The 15,862-nt window shown below is 60.5% G+C and carries 14 protein-coding genes; 10 read left to right on the top strand and 4 right to left on the bottom strand.

Annotation, left to right across the window (positions count from 1 at the left end; all coding sequences use genetic code 11):
- Together CKW23_RS02015 and CKW23_RS02020 are read left to right on the top strand one after the other, a co-directional pair.
- Positions 1-2,655, top strand: coding sequence for a sensor histidine kinase KdpD (locus CKW23_RS02015; RefSeq protein WP_025260604.1), 2,655 nt, complete (start codon positions 1-3; stop codon positions 2,653-2,655).
- A gap of 55 nt (positions 2,656-2,710) precedes the next feature.
- Entirely contained in the window at positions 2,711-3,400 is a 690-nt protein-coding gene (locus CKW23_RS02020; RefSeq protein WP_025260603.1) for a response regulator, read from the top strand.
- Positions 3,401-3,484: 84 nt separating this feature from the next.
- On the opposite strand, the gene CKW23_RS02025 is transcribed toward CKW23_RS02020, so the two are convergent.
- Positions 3,485-4,525 carry a patatin-like phospholipase family protein gene (locus tag CKW23_RS02025; protein ID WP_025260602.1) on the bottom strand — a complete coding sequence of 347 codons (1,041 nt, stop codon included), beginning with the start codon at positions 4,523-4,525 and terminating at the stop codon, positions 3,485-3,487.
- Positions 4,526-4,664: 139 nt separating this feature from the next.
- Here CKW23_RS02025 and CKW23_RS02030 point away from each other — a divergent pair, with 139 nt between their 5' ends.
- The 6 genes from CKW23_RS02030 to CKW23_RS02055 all read left to right on the top strand — a co-directional run bounded on the left by CKW23_RS02030 (position 4,665) and on the right by CKW23_RS02055 (position 10,692).
- A complete protein-coding gene (locus CKW23_RS02030; protein ID WP_025260601.1) occupies positions 4,665-4,943 on the top strand; it encodes a hypothetical protein in 279 nt (92 codons plus the stop codon).
- A 185-nt stretch (positions 4,944-5,128) separates the two neighbouring features.
- Positions 5,129-6,046 carry a MoxR family ATPase gene (locus tag CKW23_RS02035; protein WP_025260600.1) on the top strand — a complete coding sequence of 306 codons (918 nt, stop codon included), beginning with the start codon at positions 5,129-5,131 and terminating at the stop codon, positions 6,044-6,046.
- On the top strand, positions 6,043-6,999 hold the full coding sequence (locus CKW23_RS02040) for a DUF58 domain-containing protein (RefSeq protein ID WP_025260599.1): 957 nt from the start codon (positions 6,043-6,045) through the stop codon (positions 6,997-6,999). Before CKW23_RS02035 ends, CKW23_RS02040 begins: the two co-directional genes overlap by 4 nt.
- Positions 6,996-8,996, top strand: coding sequence for a DUF3488 and transglutaminase-like domain-containing protein (locus CKW23_RS02045; RefSeq protein WP_025260598.1), 2,001 nt, complete (start codon positions 6,996-6,998; stop codon positions 8,994-8,996). The genes CKW23_RS02040 and CKW23_RS02045 overlap by 4 nt, the downstream gene beginning before the upstream one ends.
- Positions 8,997-9,029: 33 nt before the next feature.
- The gene (locus CKW23_RS02050) at positions 9,030-9,782 is read left to right on the top strand and encodes a CHAD domain-containing protein (RefSeq protein WP_176767547.1); all 753 of its coding nucleotides are present in this window, start codon (positions 9,030-9,032) and stop codon (positions 9,780-9,782) included.
- Positions 9,783-9,894: 112 nt separating this feature from the next.
- Positions 9,895-10,692 carry an acyl-CoA thioesterase II gene (locus CKW23_RS02055; RefSeq protein WP_025260596.1) on the top strand — a complete coding sequence of 266 codons (798 nt, stop codon included), beginning with the start codon at positions 9,895-9,897 and terminating at the stop codon, positions 10,690-10,692.
- Positions 10,693-10,718: 26 nt separating this feature from the next.
- Here the strand turns inward: CKW23_RS02055 and CKW23_RS02060 are convergent, their stop codons facing one another.
- From CKW23_RS02060 to CKW23_RS02070, 3 genes are all read right to left on the bottom strand, one after another.
- Positions 10,719-11,093 carry an Mpo1-like protein gene (locus CKW23_RS02060; protein ID WP_025260595.1) on the bottom strand — a complete coding sequence of 125 codons (375 nt, stop codon included), beginning with the start codon at positions 11,091-11,093 and terminating at the stop codon, positions 10,719-10,721.
- A gap of 96 nt (positions 11,094-11,189) precedes the next feature.
- Entirely contained in the window at positions 11,190-12,665 is a 1,476-nt protein-coding gene (locus tag CKW23_RS02065) for a methyl-accepting chemotaxis protein (RefSeq protein WP_025260594.1), read from the bottom strand.
- Positions 12,666-12,763: 98 nt separating this feature from the next.
- A complete protein-coding gene (locus CKW23_RS02070; protein WP_025260593.1) occupies positions 12,764-13,588 on the bottom strand; it encodes a TatD family hydrolase in 825 nt (274 codons plus the stop codon).
- 165 nt (positions 13,589-13,753) lie between these two features.
- On the opposite strand from CKW23_RS02070, the gene CKW23_RS02075 reads away from it, so the two are divergent.
- Entirely contained in the window at positions 13,754-15,181 is a 1,428-nt protein-coding gene (locus CKW23_RS02075; RefSeq protein WP_025260592.1) for a transglycosylase SLT domain-containing protein, read from the top strand.
- Positions 15,182-15,285: 104 nt separating this feature from the next.
- Positions 15,286-15,720: a DoxX family protein gene (locus CKW23_RS02080; protein ID WP_025260591.1), complete on the top strand. Its 435-nt coding sequence runs from the start codon at positions 15,286-15,288 to the stop codon at positions 15,718-15,720.
- Positions 15,721-15,862: the final 142 nt, after the last annotated feature.

Genomic DNA, 15,862 nt, shown 5'->3' on the forward strand with positions numbered 1-15,862 from the left:
ATGAGTGATTCCGGCCGTGCCGATGCCTTGTTAGCCGATATGCCCAGAGCCGGGCGTGGGCGTTTGAAAGTGTTTCTGGGCGCTGCGCCTGGCGTCGGCAAGACCTACGCCATGCTGCAGGCTGCCCATGGCCAGTTGCGTCAGGGCGTGAAGGTGCTGGCAGGTGTGGTTGAAACCCATGGTCGCGCAGAAACCGAGGCATTGCTGGGCGGTCTGCCGCAACAGCCTCTGCTGCGCTCGCAATACCGTGGCGTGACCCTGGAAGAGATGGACCTCGATGGCCTGCTCAAACAGCGCCCGGAACTGGCGCTGGTGGACGAGCTGGCCCACAGCAATGCGCCGGGCAGTCGCCACGCGAAACGCTGGCAGGACATTCAGGAGCTGCTGGCGGCGGGCATCAATGTCTACACCACTGTCAATGTCCAGCATCTGGAAAGCCTCAACGATCAGGTGCGCGGGATTACCGGCGTGCAGGTCCGGGAAACCCTGCCCGACTGGGTGTTGCAGGAAGCCTATGAGTTGGTGCTGATTGACCTGCCGCCCCGTGAACTGCTGGAGCGCCTGCGCGACGGCAAGGTCTATGTGCCGGAACAGGCGCGGGCGGCCATCGATGCGTTCTTTACCCAGACCAACCTTACGGCCTTGCGCGAACTGGCGATGCAGACGGCTGCGGCACAGGTCGATAATGACCTCGCCCAAGGCTACCGCCAGTTGGGGCAGGACGCGCCTGCTGTGCGCGGTCGGTTGCTGGTGTGTGTGGATGGCGACATCCATGCCGAGCGTCTGGTTCGTCATGCCAGCCGTGTTGCCCAGCGTCGGCATTTGCCCTGGACGCTGGTGCATGTCGACAATGGCCGGCCTTTCGACGAACAGTCCCGCGCCCGTTTGCAGCGAGCCCAGCAACTGGCCGAACGGCTGGGAGGGGAAGTGGTGCAACTGCGTGCAGGTGAAGTGGCCAGAACCCTGATTCAGCATGCGGCCGAGCGCCGGGCCAGCGTGGTTCTGGTTGGCCAGTCGCAGCCGCGCCTGCGTCGGCGGCTGTTCGGCGGCGGGGTTGCCGAGCGTCTTTTGCGTGAGGCCCATGGCCTTGAAATCAGTGTGCTGGACAGCGAGCCATTGCCGGATCAGCCACGGGTTCGCTCGTCCCGGCCTGCGCCATGGTTCGATTATTTCCTGGCCCTGATTGCGACCGTACTGGCCAGTGCCGTGGCCTGGGCGGTGTCGAACGTACTGGATCTGCCGAATATCTCGCTGGTGTTTCTGGCGGCTGTCCTGCTGGTGGCGATACGCACCAGCGTGGGCCCGGCGCTGGCCTGTTCGGTGTTGTCGTTCCTGGCTTATGACTTTCTGTTCATGCCGCCGAGTTTTTCCCTGATCATCCAGCGCGAAGAAGACGTGCTGACCTTGCTGTTCTTTCTGCTGATGTCTGCCCTGACCGGTAATCTGGCGGCCCGCCAGCGTCGGCAACTGGAAGCCTTGCGCGATACTCAGGAACAGACCAGCGAATTGCTGGACCTGTCCCGCAAGATGACTGCCGCGACGGATCGTCAGGCCGTGCTCAGCGCCGCCGAACATCATTTGAATGGCTGGCAGGAGCTGCAAGTCTGCCTGCTGGACCGCGACGGGCAGGGCGGCTGGAAACTCAGCGACGATATTGCGCCACTGTCCGAATCGGAGCGTGCGGCGGCAGACTGGGCCTGGCAGCACGATCAGGCGGCGGGCTACGGCACCGGCACCTTGCCGTCCGGTCGTTGGTGGTGGTGGCCATTGTCCGGTGAAAACGGGCCGCTGGCCTTGCTGGGCGTGTGTCCTCGCGACGGCCAGGAATTCACTGCCCAGCGTCGCCGTCTGTTGATCGCGCTCAGCCAGCCACTGGCCCAGGCGCTGGCCCGTGCGCGGCTGGCCGAGGATCTTGAAGCAGCACGCTTGCATGGGGAAACCGAGCAGTTGCGCAGTGCCTTGCTGGCGTCGGTATCTCATGATTTGCGCACGCCCCTGACGTCCATGCGCGGCAGCATCGACAGCCTGCTGGCGCTGGGCGAGGCCATTTCTCTGGAGGACCGTCGTGAACTGCTGGAAGGCACCCGGGACGAGGCCGAGCGTCTGGATCGCTACATTCAGAACCTGCTGGACATGACCCGCCTGGGGCACGGTGCCCTTAAGCTGGCACGGGACTGGGTATCGCCCGGTGATATCGTCGGCAGCGCACTCAGCCGTTTGCGTGCCGTGATGGCGCCGTTGCAGGTCGAGGCCCAGGTATCTGCCGAACTGCCGCTGTTGTATGTGCATGCGGCGCTGATCGAGCAGGCGCTGGTCAATGTGCTGGAAAACGCGGCGCGCTTTTCGCCACTCAATGGCCGTCTGCAGATGGCGGTCACCGTCGAGAACGGCGAACTGATATTTGCTGTCAGCGATGAAGGTCCGGGGATTCCCGAGAGCGAGCGGTCGAAGATTTTCGACATGTTCTACACCGCCGCCCGAGGGGATCGTGGCGGGCAGGGCACGGGGCTGGGGCTGGCGATCTGTCAAGGCATGGTCGGTGCCCATGGCGGACGGGTCAGCGTCGGCGCGGGCATTGACGGGCAGGGCACCAGCATCACCTTGCACCTGCCACTGCAAGCCCAGCCGGAAGCAGAAACGGAATCGTTGTCTTGAGGACGCTTTACGTTAGGCTTATGGCCCACTCGGCCATTGAACACCCAGGGATATCATGAGTCAGACCGCGACCATTCTGGTGATCGACGACGAGCCGCAGATTCGCAAGTTCTTGCGCATCAGCCTCGTCTCGCAGGGGTACAAAGTACTTGAAGCGGCAACCGGCACCGACGGCTTGAGCCAGGCGGCGCTGAGCAAGCCTGACTTGCTGGTGCTCGACCTGGGTTTGCCGGATATGGACGGTCAACAGGTGCTGAGCGAGTTTCGCGAGTGGTCGAGTGTGCCGGTGCTGGTGCTTTCCGTACGGGCCAGTGAAGTGCAGAAGGTCCAGGCGCTGGATGCCGGGGCCAATGATTATGTGACCAAACCGTTCGGTATCCAGGAATTCCTGGCCAGGGTTCGTGCGTTATTGCGTCAGGTGCCGGTTGGCGATAAGCCGGAAGCGGCAGTCAATATCGGCCCGTTGACGGTGGACCTTGCCTATCGGCGTGTGTTGCTTGAGGGCGTCGAGGTGTCGCTGACCCGCAAAGAGTACGCGGTGCTGGCGCAACTGGCGCGCTATCCGGGACGGGTCATCACCCAGCAGCAATTGCTCAAGGATATCTGGGGGCCGACTCATACCGAGGACAGCCACTATTTGCGGATTGTGGTAGGGCACCTGCGACAGAAACTGGCCGATGACCCTGCCGCCCCGCGATTTATCGTGACCGAGGCGGGGGTCGGATACCGCTTGATGGGCGGCTGACCTGGAGCCAGTTCATTCGCGAGAGGCCGGTACACTCAAAGAACATGCAGCGCCTGAAATGCCGTCTCGCGAATGAATTCGTTCCTACTCATGCTCACTTTCATACCGATCCAGCGTATCCCTGGCAATCTCACGGCCCAGCGCGATCAGTTCCGGTGCCTTGTAAAACTCGAAGAACCGGCAGACCCGTTTTGGAACGTTGATCAGAATGTCCGGCGGATAACCGGCGATCTTGTATTGCGCCAGGGACGTCTGCATCACCTCGAAACTCTGGTTGATCAGGTCCAGCAACGAGGCCGGCCCTACATTGTCGATAATGACTGAGCCGCTGGCCGATTTCGGGGCGCCGGTGGCCTGAGGTGCGGCGGCGGGTTGCTGGCCCAGCGGGTCGGCGGATTCTTCGCCCAGCCAAGGGTTTTCGATAAGCGCTGCTGCAGGTTTCAGGCTGCTCGATCCTCCCTCGACAGCTTCGAGCTTGCGCCGGAACGGCAGGCGCGAGCCCAGTGAGCTGATCAGCGAGTCGACACGTTTTTTCACGGCCGGCGGGCGCTCAATCGTCGGTAGCTGATACTGCTGCTGATTGGTGGCGTTGAGGTTGATCGCCACGATCAGATCGCAGTGGCTGGAAACCACCGGCACGATAGGCAGCGGGTTGAGCAATCCGCCATCTACCAGCATCCGGCCTCCCTGCATGACCGGGGTAAACAGGCTGGGAATCGCTGCCGAGGCGCGCATGGCCTGATGCAGGCAGCCTTCCTGAAACCATATCTCTTGCTGGTTCGTGAGGTCGGTCGCCACAGCCGTGTAGGGAATGCGCAGGTCTTCGATATTGATCTCGCCGACGATATCGCGAATGTGTCCGAAAACCTTCTCGCCACGAATCGCCCCCAGCCGGAAACTCACGTCCACCAGCCTCAATACATCCAGGTAATCGAGGCTTTCGATCCATTTGCGATACTGCTCCAGCTTGCCAGCAGCATAGATACCACCCACTACAGCGCCCATCGAGCAGCCTGCAATGCAGGAAATTTCATAATTGCGCCGTTCCAGCTCTTCGATCACGCCGATATGGGCATAACCACGAGCTCCGCCGGAGCCCAGCACCAGTGCTATTCGTTTTTTCATCAGAATGCTCCTGACAGGTATCGATCCATGACCGGGTAATGCAGAATGCCATGCAATGAAAACAGTTGCTTACGGCACTTTTAGTGGCCAGCATCGTCAAAGCCGCACACTCTATTTTTCACGTCTGAGGTAACACCCCATGAAAGCCTGGATCTGTTTGCCATTGTTCATCGTGGTCCTTGCAGGTTGTGCCGGCAAGACCGGATACCGGGACAGCTGCGCCAGTCAGCTCGACAGCGCTTGGCAGGAGCTGGATCTGGCCAAGGCCGAAGGTTTTGCCGGTACGGTCAGTTACTCCAAGGCGCTGTCGCTCCTGACCGGTGCCAAGACTCAGCAGCAATTCGAGGCGTTTGAAGGTTGTACGCAAAAGGCCGAGAAAGCACGCTTTTATATTCGCGAGTCCCGCGCCGGTCGCTGATCCGGCCTTCGCGAATGAATTGGCTCCCGGTAGGGGCGAATTCATTCGCGAACCCCACACCTCCAAAAGCAATTCTCCTCTCTCCTCTGGCGAAAAGGCCTACGCTAACCTTAAAGTGGTTATGCGTGATGGCATCGTTTGCAGTCCCAATGGCTTTATAGGCAGTCGGCTGGAGAGGCTTTCAGATGGGCAGAAAACTCGATGCATGTCTCAGTGCCATAAACGAAGTGGTGCTGGGCAAGGAAGGGCAGGTGCGTCTGGCAATGACGTGCCTGCTGGGGGGCGGTCATCTGTTGATCGAGGACTTGCCGGGCATGGGCAAGACCACCCTCAGCCATGCTCTGGCCCGGATCCTGGGCTTGAGCTATCAGCGTATCCAGTTCACCTCGGACCTGTTGCCCGGCGATATTCTGGGCACATCAGTGTTCGATCGTGATACCGGGCAGTTCACCTTTCATCCGGGGCCGATCTTCGCTGAACTGGTACTGGCCGACGAAATCAACCGGGCGACGCCCAAGAGCCAGAGTGCCTTGCTGGAAGCGATGGAAGAAGGGCAGGTTTCCATCGAGGGCGCGACGCGGCTGTTGCCCGATCCGTTCTTTGTGATAGCGACCCAGAACCCGTTCAGTTCCGGCGGCACTTTTGCCTTGCCCGAGTCGCAGCTGGATCGTTTCCTGATGCGCATTTCCATGGGGTATCCCGCCAAGGCGGCTGAAAAAGCCTTGCTGCTGGGGCAATCCCGACGCGAACTGATGCCGCGTCTGCAACCGATACTCAACCATGCCGAACTGGGTCTGTTGCAGGCCCAGGCCCGGCAGGTGCGGGTCAGCGATGCGCTGGTGGATTATGTCTTGCGTCTGGTGGACGCGACTCGAAGCCAGCCGCAGTTCGCCTACGGGCTTTCGCCCCGGGCCAGCCTGGCGATTGTTTCGGCGGCGCGGGCCTGGGCCTTGTTGCTGGGCCGCGATTATGTGATCCCCGAAGATGTGCAGGCGGTGTTGCCGTCCGTGGTGGGTCATCGTCTGCGCGAGCGCAGCGACCCGACCGGTCATGGTGGCGGGGCACTGGTGCAGTGGTTGCTTCGTGAGGTGCCGGTGCTTTGATCCAACAGCTCAAACCGCTCTGGCAGCGCTGGCTGGGGCGACGGATTCCCCCGGCGGCGCGAATCAAGCTGGATCATCGGCGTATTTTCATCCTGCCGACCCGTACCGGCGCGACGTTCGTGCTTGTGGTGTTCCTGATGCTGCTGGTTTCCATCAATTACCAGAACAGCCTGGCTTATGGCTTGACCTTTCTGCTGTTGTCGGTGGGGATACTGGCCATCCTGCATACCTACCGCAATCTTGGCGGGCTGGTGCTCAGTGCCGGTCTGGCGCGTTCGGTGTTTGTCGGTGAGCCGGTGCAGTTGCGCCTGCGACTGGAAAGTGCCGGCCATGCCCATCAGGCCCTCGGGCTTGGCTGGAATGCGCAAGCACTGCAGCCTGGCGATGTGACTGCCGAAGGCTTGACGGAGGTGGAGCTGACACTGCCCGCCGAAACCCGTGGCTGGCTGCGCGCTCCCCGATTGCGTGTCGAGAGCGTGTTTCCCCTGGGGATTTTCCGGGCCTGGAGCTGGCTGGATCTGGAGCAGACCGTATTGATTTATCCCCGTCCGATAGCCGGTGCGATGCCGCTGCTTCAGGGCGTGCAGCCTCATGCCCAGGACGATGGCCAGGCGACTCAGGGCGCGGGGGTTGATGATTATCAGGGATTGCGCAGCTATCAGCCCGGCGATAACCGCCGACGCCTGCACTGGAAGGCGTATTCCCGAGGCCAGGGCCTGCTGGTCAAGGACTTCACTGATTTGAGCGGCCATGAGCTGTGCCTGGATTTCATGGCGTTGGGGGGCGACATCGAGGAGCGTTTGTCGCGTCTGTGTTACTGGGTGTTGGAACTGTCACAGCGTCAGCAGCCCTTTGCCTTGCGTTTGCCGGGTTTCCTGTCGGCGGTGGACAGCAGCGATGCTCATCGCGAAACCTGCCTGCGCCAGCTGGCACTGTTCGGCAATCGCTCATGAACAACGTCAGCCTCGGACAACCCGTTCCGCGTCCAGGCCTGATCTGGCTGTTACTGGCCCAGGCTCTGGTCATCCTGCCGTTCATCACCCATCTGCCGGTATCCATCATCCTGCTGTGGCTGGGGTGCATGACCTGGCGTGTGCAAGTCATGCGCATGCGGGCCCGCATGCCGGGCAACTGGGTCAAGTCAGGCCTGTTGGTGGGGACGGCTGGTGGTGTGTACCTGGCGCGGGGCAGTCTGGTGGGGCTTGATGCCGGGGCCGCGTTGCTGATTGCCGCCTTTGTGCTCAAGATGCTGGAGATGCAGACCCGGCGCGATGCGTTGGTGCTGATTTTTTTGGGATTCTTTTGCGTGGTAGTGGGTTATCTGTTCGAGGACAACCTGCTCTGGGCGCTATTGAGCCTGTTGCCCATTGCCGCCTTGCTGGCATCGCTGATCGGCCTGCAACAATCGGATCTGGCCAGCAAGCCCGTCAACAGCCTGAAACTGAGTTTCAAACTTATAGCCCAGGCCGTGCCGCTGATGTTGCTGCTGTTTCTGTTCTTTCCGCGTCTCGATCCGTTATGGGCGCTGCCGCAGCCGAGCAACAAGGGCGTGACCGGCCTGTCCGACAGCATGTCGCCGGGTGACCTGACGGAATTGAGCAAATCGCCAGCCCTGGTGTTTCGCGCCAGTTTCGAGGGGGCTGTGCCGGCGCGTAATCAGTTGTACTGGCGCAGCCTGACCCTTGAGCAGTTCGATGGTCGTCGCTGGTCGCAATCGTTGCGCGCCCAGACGGTGCAGGTGCCGCAGTGGCAAAAACGCGGGGATGCAATCGCCTACAGCATTGTCATGGAACCCAGTGGGCGTCCGTGGCTGCCGATTCTCGATGTTGGCGAAACGACCCTGGCCGAGGTGCGCCAGATGAGCGATTTCCGTTTGCAGCGCAGGCGGCCTGTCGATCAGTCCATGATGTTCGCCGTGACCTCATGGCCACAGGCGGTTCGTGATGCGCAACTGACCGAAAACATTCAGCGCCAGGACCTGCAATTGCCTGCCAAGGGGAATGAACAAGCCCGGCAATGGGCCAGGGACTTGTTGCGCCGCTACCCAAAACCCGATGCGCTGGTGGAAGCCATGCAGCGGTATTTTCGTGAGCAGCCGTTTCATTACACCCTCAAGCCCACGACGCTCGGGATCGACAGCATCGATGATTTCCTGTTTGTCAGCAGGCAGGGTTTCTGTGGCCATTACGCCGGAGCCATGACGTTTGTGTTGCGGGCGGCAGGGATTCCGGCGCGTGTGGTGGCGGGTTATCAGGGCGGTGAGTTGAATCCGGACGGCCAGTACCTGACCGTGCGCCAGTTCGATGCCCACGCCTGGGTCGAATACTGGCAGCCGGACGTTGGCTGGCGCAGTGTCGACCCGACTGCTGCCGTGGCGCCCGAGCGTATCGAGCAGGGCCTGGAGCAGGCATTGGCTGCCGATGAAGCATTCCTCCAGGACTCACCCATGTCGGCGTTGCGTTACCGGGACGTTGCCTGGCTCAATTCGCTGCGCCTGAGCTGGGACAGCCTCAACTACGGCTGGCAACGCTGGGTGCTGGGCTATCAGGGCCAGCAGCAGTTGCAGGTGCTGGGCCGCTGGTTCTCGGGTTTTCAGGTGCCGGTTTTCGTGGGGGGTGTCCTGAGCGTTCTGGCACTGATAGCCTTGTGGCTGTTCAAACCCTGGCAGCGGGAAAGTGATTCGCAGCTTCGCCTGTTCATGGCCTTCGAGCGTCTGCTGGCGCGGCATGGGCTGCGGCGCGTGCCGGGTGAGGGTGCCGAAGCCTTTTGCAGTCGCGCCGTGCTTTTTTTTCCGCGCCATGCCGATGTCATCGAAGCCTTTGTTCAGGAGTTTCAGGCTCAGCGCTATGGCGCAAGTGGCGCTTCGGTGAGCGAGTTGCGCCGCTGCCTCAAAGCGTTGCGCCGTCGTTTGCCATGGCGCCTGGCGCCCTTGAAGGACAGTCATTCATAAACCGTTTTTTCAGAGGATGTGTGCATGTCGTCGATGGTGAACCATCTGATCGCCGAAATCATTGCGCTGGACGTCAAGTTGATTGCCTGTCAGGCACGTGTGGCGGTATCCACCGACAGTGAAGCGCTGCATGACTTGCGCACCACGGTTCGTCGTCTGCGCAGCGTGTTGCGTCCATTGCGCGAGCTGCCGGGCGCCGGGCCGCTGGAAGACGCCGCCAAGGCCCTTGGCCAGTTGACGACGCCTTTGCGAGACATGCAGGTACTTGCCGGGTTTCTCGCCAAAAAAGGCCTGCACGAAGCGGCGGACAAGCGTCACGAGTACCTGGACAAGGCCTGCCCGAAAGTGGCGAGGTCTGCTGAGTTGCTCAAGTTACTCGCCTTGCTCGATCAGTTTCCGGCCATGCTGCGCATGCAGGAACGCCAGGGCGGGTTGGGTGATCTGCGCAAGGTCATTGAAAAGCGCATGGACAAACAGTGGCAGAAGCTGCGGGTGGCCATGGCTGATCCGGGTCATGATCGACACGACCTGCGTTTGCTTATCAAGCGTGTGCGCTATGCCGCCGAGGCTTACCCGCAACTCAGTCATCAGCCTAAAAAGCTTCAGGCCAGGCTCAAGGCCGCCCAGAGCGAACTGGGCAACTGGCACGATCATTTGCAGTGGTTGGCGCAGGCTGGCAAGGAAGCGGATCTGGCGCCCTGCATTGCGGGCTGGCAGATTGGTATCGTGCGGGCCGAGCGCAAGGCCGAAATTGCACTGGAGCGATTGGCCAGGGATTGTTTCTGATTACGGGGGCTCAAGTCATTCAGGCCGCAAATATGGCCGATACGGCGTCTGTCAGTAGGTGGCGGGGTCGTTAATATGACGGCTGTCAGCTTTTTCCTACGCCAAGGTTCCCATGACTTTTTCCGATCTGCTCAACGCGGTGCGCGACAACCCCCAGTCTGTCACCATCCCGGCTCTGTGGTCACAGGGGCGCGCCTGCTTTGGCGGCCTGATGGCGGCCTTGCAATACGAGGCCATGCGCGCTCGTGTGCCCCAGGACAGACCGGTGCGTTCCCTGGCGATCACCTTTGTCGGGCCAGCCGAGCCAGGCGTGCCGATCTCCTTTGAGGTCGACATCCTGCGCGAGGGCAAGGCGGTCAGTCAGGTGCTGGGGCGAGCGATACAGAACGGGCAGGTGATGACCCTGATGCAGGGCAGTTTTGGCGCGGCGCGTGAGTCGGTAGTTGCGGTCGCGGCTGATACGGCTCCCGAGCTCAAAGCGCTGGAACATTGCCCGGCATTGCCTTTTATCAGCGGCGTGATGCCCGAATACATGCGTTTCATGGAAATGCGCTGGGCGCTGGGTGGTCTGCCGTTCAGCAATACCCCGTCACTTGCCATTGGCGGTTATGTGCGTTTTCGCGATGAGGTAGAGCCTCAGTCACTCACTGAAGCGCATATTCTGGCGATGGTCGATACCTGGCCACCTGCGCTTTTGCCACATTTGAGCAAACCCACTCCCGGCAGTTCATTGACCTGGACCATCGAGTTCGTGCAGCCGCAACCCGCCTTGAATACGCTTGACTGGTGCAGCTACCGCGCCGTGATCGAACATGCCCGCGATGGTTATGGGCATACCGCTGCCATGCTGTGGGCACCTGATGGACAACTGGTGGCGATCAGCAGGCAGACGGTCACGGTTTTCGGTTAAGCCGTCTTATCGGCAGTGTCTCTTTATCATCGGTGATGCCTCTGGTGATGCCTCTGCTTCCAGGCCCGCCACCACGCGCCACTTAACAGAAAGCGTGGAAAGGTCACGAACTGCTCGGTCAGCAGACGTTTTACCGCATCGCTCCTGTCGCTGAAGGGCTCTGGTGTCTGTGCTTCCAGAGAGTGGCCGTGCCGCTGAAAACCCAGGGCGGCGATCAGGCCGATGATGCCAATCGCAATCGAGGAAAAGCTCAGGGAGAAGATCCCGTCGAGCAACAGCAGAGCAGCAAGGATAAACAGCGGCACGGCAATCAGGTGCAGGACAAGATTGGCCGGGTGCTGATGGTTGTCGGCATAGCCGCGCCATTGCCAAGTGGGGAGATTGGGAAGTCGCTTGCCCATACTGCTGTCCTCTTCAAAACCTGTTTCAATGTCCTGAAGAATAGGCCTGGCTCCGTTTGTCCGCGAGCCAAGCCTGACTATCGGTGCGATAGGCCTTTACAGCTTGAGTTGGCCGATGGCTTTGCTCAGTTCGCCGGCCAGCGTGGCCAGATCATCACTGGTGGAAGCCGAGTCCACGGTCTGGGTTACGGTGCGCTCGGTGACATCGCGAATGCTGACCACGGCGCGGTTCATTTCTTCGGCCACCTGACTTTGTTGCTGGGCTGCCACGGCGATCTGGGTATTGCTTTCACGCATCTGCGCCACGGCACCGGCAATGGCCGCCAGCGCTTCACCGGCTTCCTGGGCCTGTTGCACGCACTCATCGGCCTTGTAGGAGCTGTCCTGCATGAAGTCCACGGCATCGCGGGTTCCGGCTTGCAGTGCTGACACCATCCCGGTGATTTCATCGGTGGACGTCTGCACCCGTTTGGCCAGATTGCGGACTTCGTCGGCAACTACGGCGAAACCACGACCCATTTCCCCGGCGCGTGCCGCTTCGATGGCTGCGTTGAGGGCCAGCAGGTTGGTCTGTTCGGCAATGCTGTGGATCACGTTGACCACGCCGTTAATCTTCTGACTGTCTTCGGCAAGGCGCTGGATCATCTGCGCAGTCTGCTGCACGCCGCTGGAAAGCCCGGCAATGGAAACCTGTACCCGGTCGACCACGGTCTTGCCGCTGCCTGCAAGATTGTCAGCAGTCTGGGACTGATCCCGTGTGGTGCTGGCGTGCTGGGCAATATGGTGGACAGTGGCTGTCATTTCGTTGATTGCCGTAGCGACCTGATCGGTTTCGCTTTGCTGGCCGAGCATGCCGTGGCGTACATCCTTCATGCCCGAGGCCAGGTGAGCTGCGCCTTCATCCAGGCGGGTAGCGGTTTGCGATACGGTGTTGACCACCCGCTGGTAGCCCGCCTGCATGGCATTGAACGCCTTGGCCATCTGCCCGACTTCATCATCGCTGCCGTTGGGAACCCGGGCAGACAGATCGCCGCTTTTCTCGACATGCAGCATCACATCCTTGAGGGCGTTGAGCTGGGTGAGGATGAAGCGGATCAGCAATTGCGAGGCGCAGAGCATCGCGATCATCAGCACGAATACGGCTACGGCGTAATTGGCGAAGCGATCCTCAAGCACCTGCAAGGATGAGGGGGCCAGGGCCAGTACGGCAACGCGCTGTCCATCGGTGCGGCTGACGACCTGCGCGCCGACCAGAGACTGATCACCCGCCTGTTTATCCAGGGCAACCCAGTCCGTGGCATTGCTCAGTTGTGGCAGAGGCTGGCTGTTCAGGCTCGGCGTCTGGCCCTGTGCGTAGGTCAGGATATTGGCCGAGGCGGGCAAGGGTTGCGTGGCGGGCCATGCGGCGATCAGGCGCGCCTGTGCCTGGGCGGCGTCTCGTGCGGTTTCCTGGCGGGCCTGTTGCTCCAGCTCCACGGCGTAAACCACCAGCAGCAGGGTCGTGATGAATGCGACCGCGTTGACGGCCCAGAACTTGTACTTCAGTGAGAGGTTGCTAAGCAATGAGCCCATGAGTGGTCTTCTTTTGGTTGATCGTTAGAGATGTGCAGCAAGGTGCCATCACGATGCCTCAGCCATTAAACAAACAGTTGATACGGGTCAAGGTAACGTCACATTTCCCCGGCTGGCTCCACGAAATCCGGCAAACCAAAGAAAACACGGGCGCAGGCTGTGGTATGGCTGGCAAGGTCGGCCTGGCTTTCGTTGCGATGCAAGGCCACTTCACGCAGGACCTCGGGCAGATACGCCGGTTCGTTGCGACCGTTTTTCGGCTTGGGCCGCAGGCTGCGCGGCAGGAGATAAGGCGCATCGCTTTCCAGCATCAGGCGGCCACGAGGGATGTTGTGGACCAGCGGGTGCAAATGGGTGCCCCGACGTTCGTCGCAGATCCAGCCAGTAATGCCGATATGCAGGTCTATATCCAGGTAACTGAACAGTGCCTTCTGCTCCCCGGTAAAGCAGTGCACCACGGCGGCTGGCAGGCGATCGCGGTAGTCGCGCAGGATGTCCAGCAGGCGCTGGCTGGCATCGCGCTCATGCAGGAATACCGGCAGTTGCAACTCCACAGCCAGTGCCAGATGAGCTTCAAGCACCTTTTCCTGCTGGGGACGGGGCGAGAAATCCCGGTTGAAATCCAGCCCGCATTCACCGACTGCCCGCACGCGGGATTCCCTGAGCAGAGCCCGCAACTTTTGTTCGGTGTCCTGTGTCCAATCGCTTGCTGAATGGGGGTGAATACCTGCCGTGGAGAACAGTCGCAGAGCGCTTTCATCCAGTTCATGGCAGAGCTCCAGAGCCTGTTCGCTGCCCTCGACACTGGTGCCGGTGACGACCAGTTGTGACACGCCGGCGGCATAGGCCCGGTCGAGTACCGCCTGTCGCTGCGAGTCGAAGCTTGCGTTGGTGAGATTGACGCCGATGTCGATGAGTTGCATGGTGCTACCTCCAGCCGAAGGCTGCCGAGGATATCAGAGCTTCGGTAATAACAAGAAAATGCAATGTATTCAGCAGGTTAAACCTGAAGATTTAACGGTTTTGTGTGTGACGCGTCCCTGAGTAATCCTTTTTTCTGTCTTTTCTGACGTTTCCCCGGAGCGTGAATGACCGTTCGAGCCCTGCTTTTGCCCATCGCTTGCCTTGTGGCGCTGTCGCCTTTGCCCGCGGCTGCCCGTCAGGTGGGGCCGGAGGCTGCGCAGCACAAGACTCAGGTCCGGGACCTGGAAGCTATTCGCAGCAGCAAGGTGTTGCGGGTGCTGGTCAATCAGAGCCGCAACAGCTCCGGTGACGTCAAGGGGCAGGAAATCGGCATCGAATATCAGCGCCTGCAAGCCTTCGAACAATACCTCAATGGTCATGCCCGCAACGGCCAGAAAGTGACCTTCAAGATCATCCCCAAAGCCAAGAATCAGTTGCTTGCCGCCCTGCAGCGCGGCGAGGGTGATCTGGTGGCGCCCGGTGAGTTGCTCGATACCGCCAACGCCAAGGGGATCAATGCAGGCGAGCCGATCATCCGTGACGTGCCGCTGATTCTGGTGGGTGTCAGGGGCGGGCGCAGCTTCAAGAATGTCGATCAGCTTTCAGGGCGCACCCTGAGCCTGCCCGCTGGCAGCATGGCGGATGAAGCGCTGCATCAGGTCAATCAGCAACTGGCATTGCGCAAACTGGCACCGGTACGGATCGAGTGGGTCGACCCCAGCCTTGCCGTGGAAGACGTGCTGGAAATGGTTCAGGCGGGCATCTATCCCCTGACGCTGGTGGAGCAACCCATTGCCGAGCGCTGGGCCAGAGTCATGCCCAAGCTGCGTCTGGACCGCAGCCTCACGTTGCGCACCCACGACGACATCAGTTGGTTCGTGCGCCAGGACGCCACCCGCTTGCGCGCCAGTATCGATGACTTCCTCAAGGCCTATAAGCCTCCCGCCAATCAGGACCTGGCTTTCGAAAAGGCCTACAAGAACACCTATCGGGTCAACAACCCTCTGGTGCGCACCAACCTTCAGCGCCTGGAAAAACTGCGGCCTATGCTGCAACGCCATGCCGACGCCCAGGACATGGACTGGCTGGATCTGGCAGCACTGGCGTTCAAGGAATCGAAACTGGACCCGACGGCCAAGGGCAGCGGCGGGGCGACGGGCTTGCTGCAGATCACGCCGTCGGCGGCAAAGCGGGTTGGTGTTTCCGATATCCAGACTGCCGACAAGAATGTGCAGGCCGGTGCCCGTTACATGGCGCTGATCCGCAGCAAGTACTTCGCCAGCCCCAGGGTCAACGAGCGCGAGCGCATGGCTTTTGTGCTGGCGGCCTACAACCTCGGGCCGGAGCGGGTACAAGGTATGCGCGACGAGGCACGCCGTCGCGGCCTCAACCCCAATCAGTGGTTCTTCCAGACCGAACGTATTGCCATGGAGCAGGGCAGTGCCAACGTCGTCAGCTTCGTGAACAGCGTGAACAAGTACTACCTGGCGTTTGATCGCGAGCGTGGTGCGCTGGAGAAGGAGACGTCTGAAAAGTCTGTCATCAGAAGATAAATCGAATTATTCGATTGTTATGCTGAGGTTTTTGCGGTTTTCATATTGGTTGATTTGATTATGATGGCGCCACTCCCACTTAATCAGTAACGGAACAACTCACCATGAACGCAACCATCAAATCGGTACTCTCCACTCGCGCTGGCTATGGCCTGACTGTATTGCGCATCATCGTCGGCATCATCTTCATCGCTCACGGCAGCCAGAAGCTGTTCGGTGCGTTTGGCGGTTATGGCCTGGAAGGTACGGCGCAGTTCATGGCCAGTCAGGGCCTGAATCCGGGTTACCTGATGGCGCTGCTGTCGGGCAGTGTCGAGTTCTTTGGTGGTCTGGCCGTGCTGATCGGCCTGCTGGCTCGCCCGGCTGCCTTGGGCCTGGCGGTATTGTTGCTGGTGGCGATTTTCTCGGTGCACATCGGCAACGGGCTGTTCATGGCCAACAACGGCTATGAGTTCGCCCTGGCCTTGCTGGGTGGCGCCATCGCGATTCTGATCGAAGGTGCAGGCAAACTCTCGGTGGACCGCGCCATCGCCAACTAATAAAGCGGCATGGGCATCAGGAAAGGCTCGTCTTGTGAAAGGCGGGCCTTTCTGGTTGATGGCATTTGACAATTAACCAGCGGCTTCTCTAGGATGCTGATCAGGCGCCGATTTAACAACTACTTGCGGGGCGCCAGGCAAG

Source organism: Pseudomonas sp. Irchel 3A18 (assembly GCF_900187465.1).
In the GTDB taxonomy this organism is placed as follows: Bacteria; Pseudomonadota; Gammaproteobacteria; order Pseudomonadales; family Pseudomonadaceae; genus Aquipseudomonas; species Aquipseudomonas cichorii.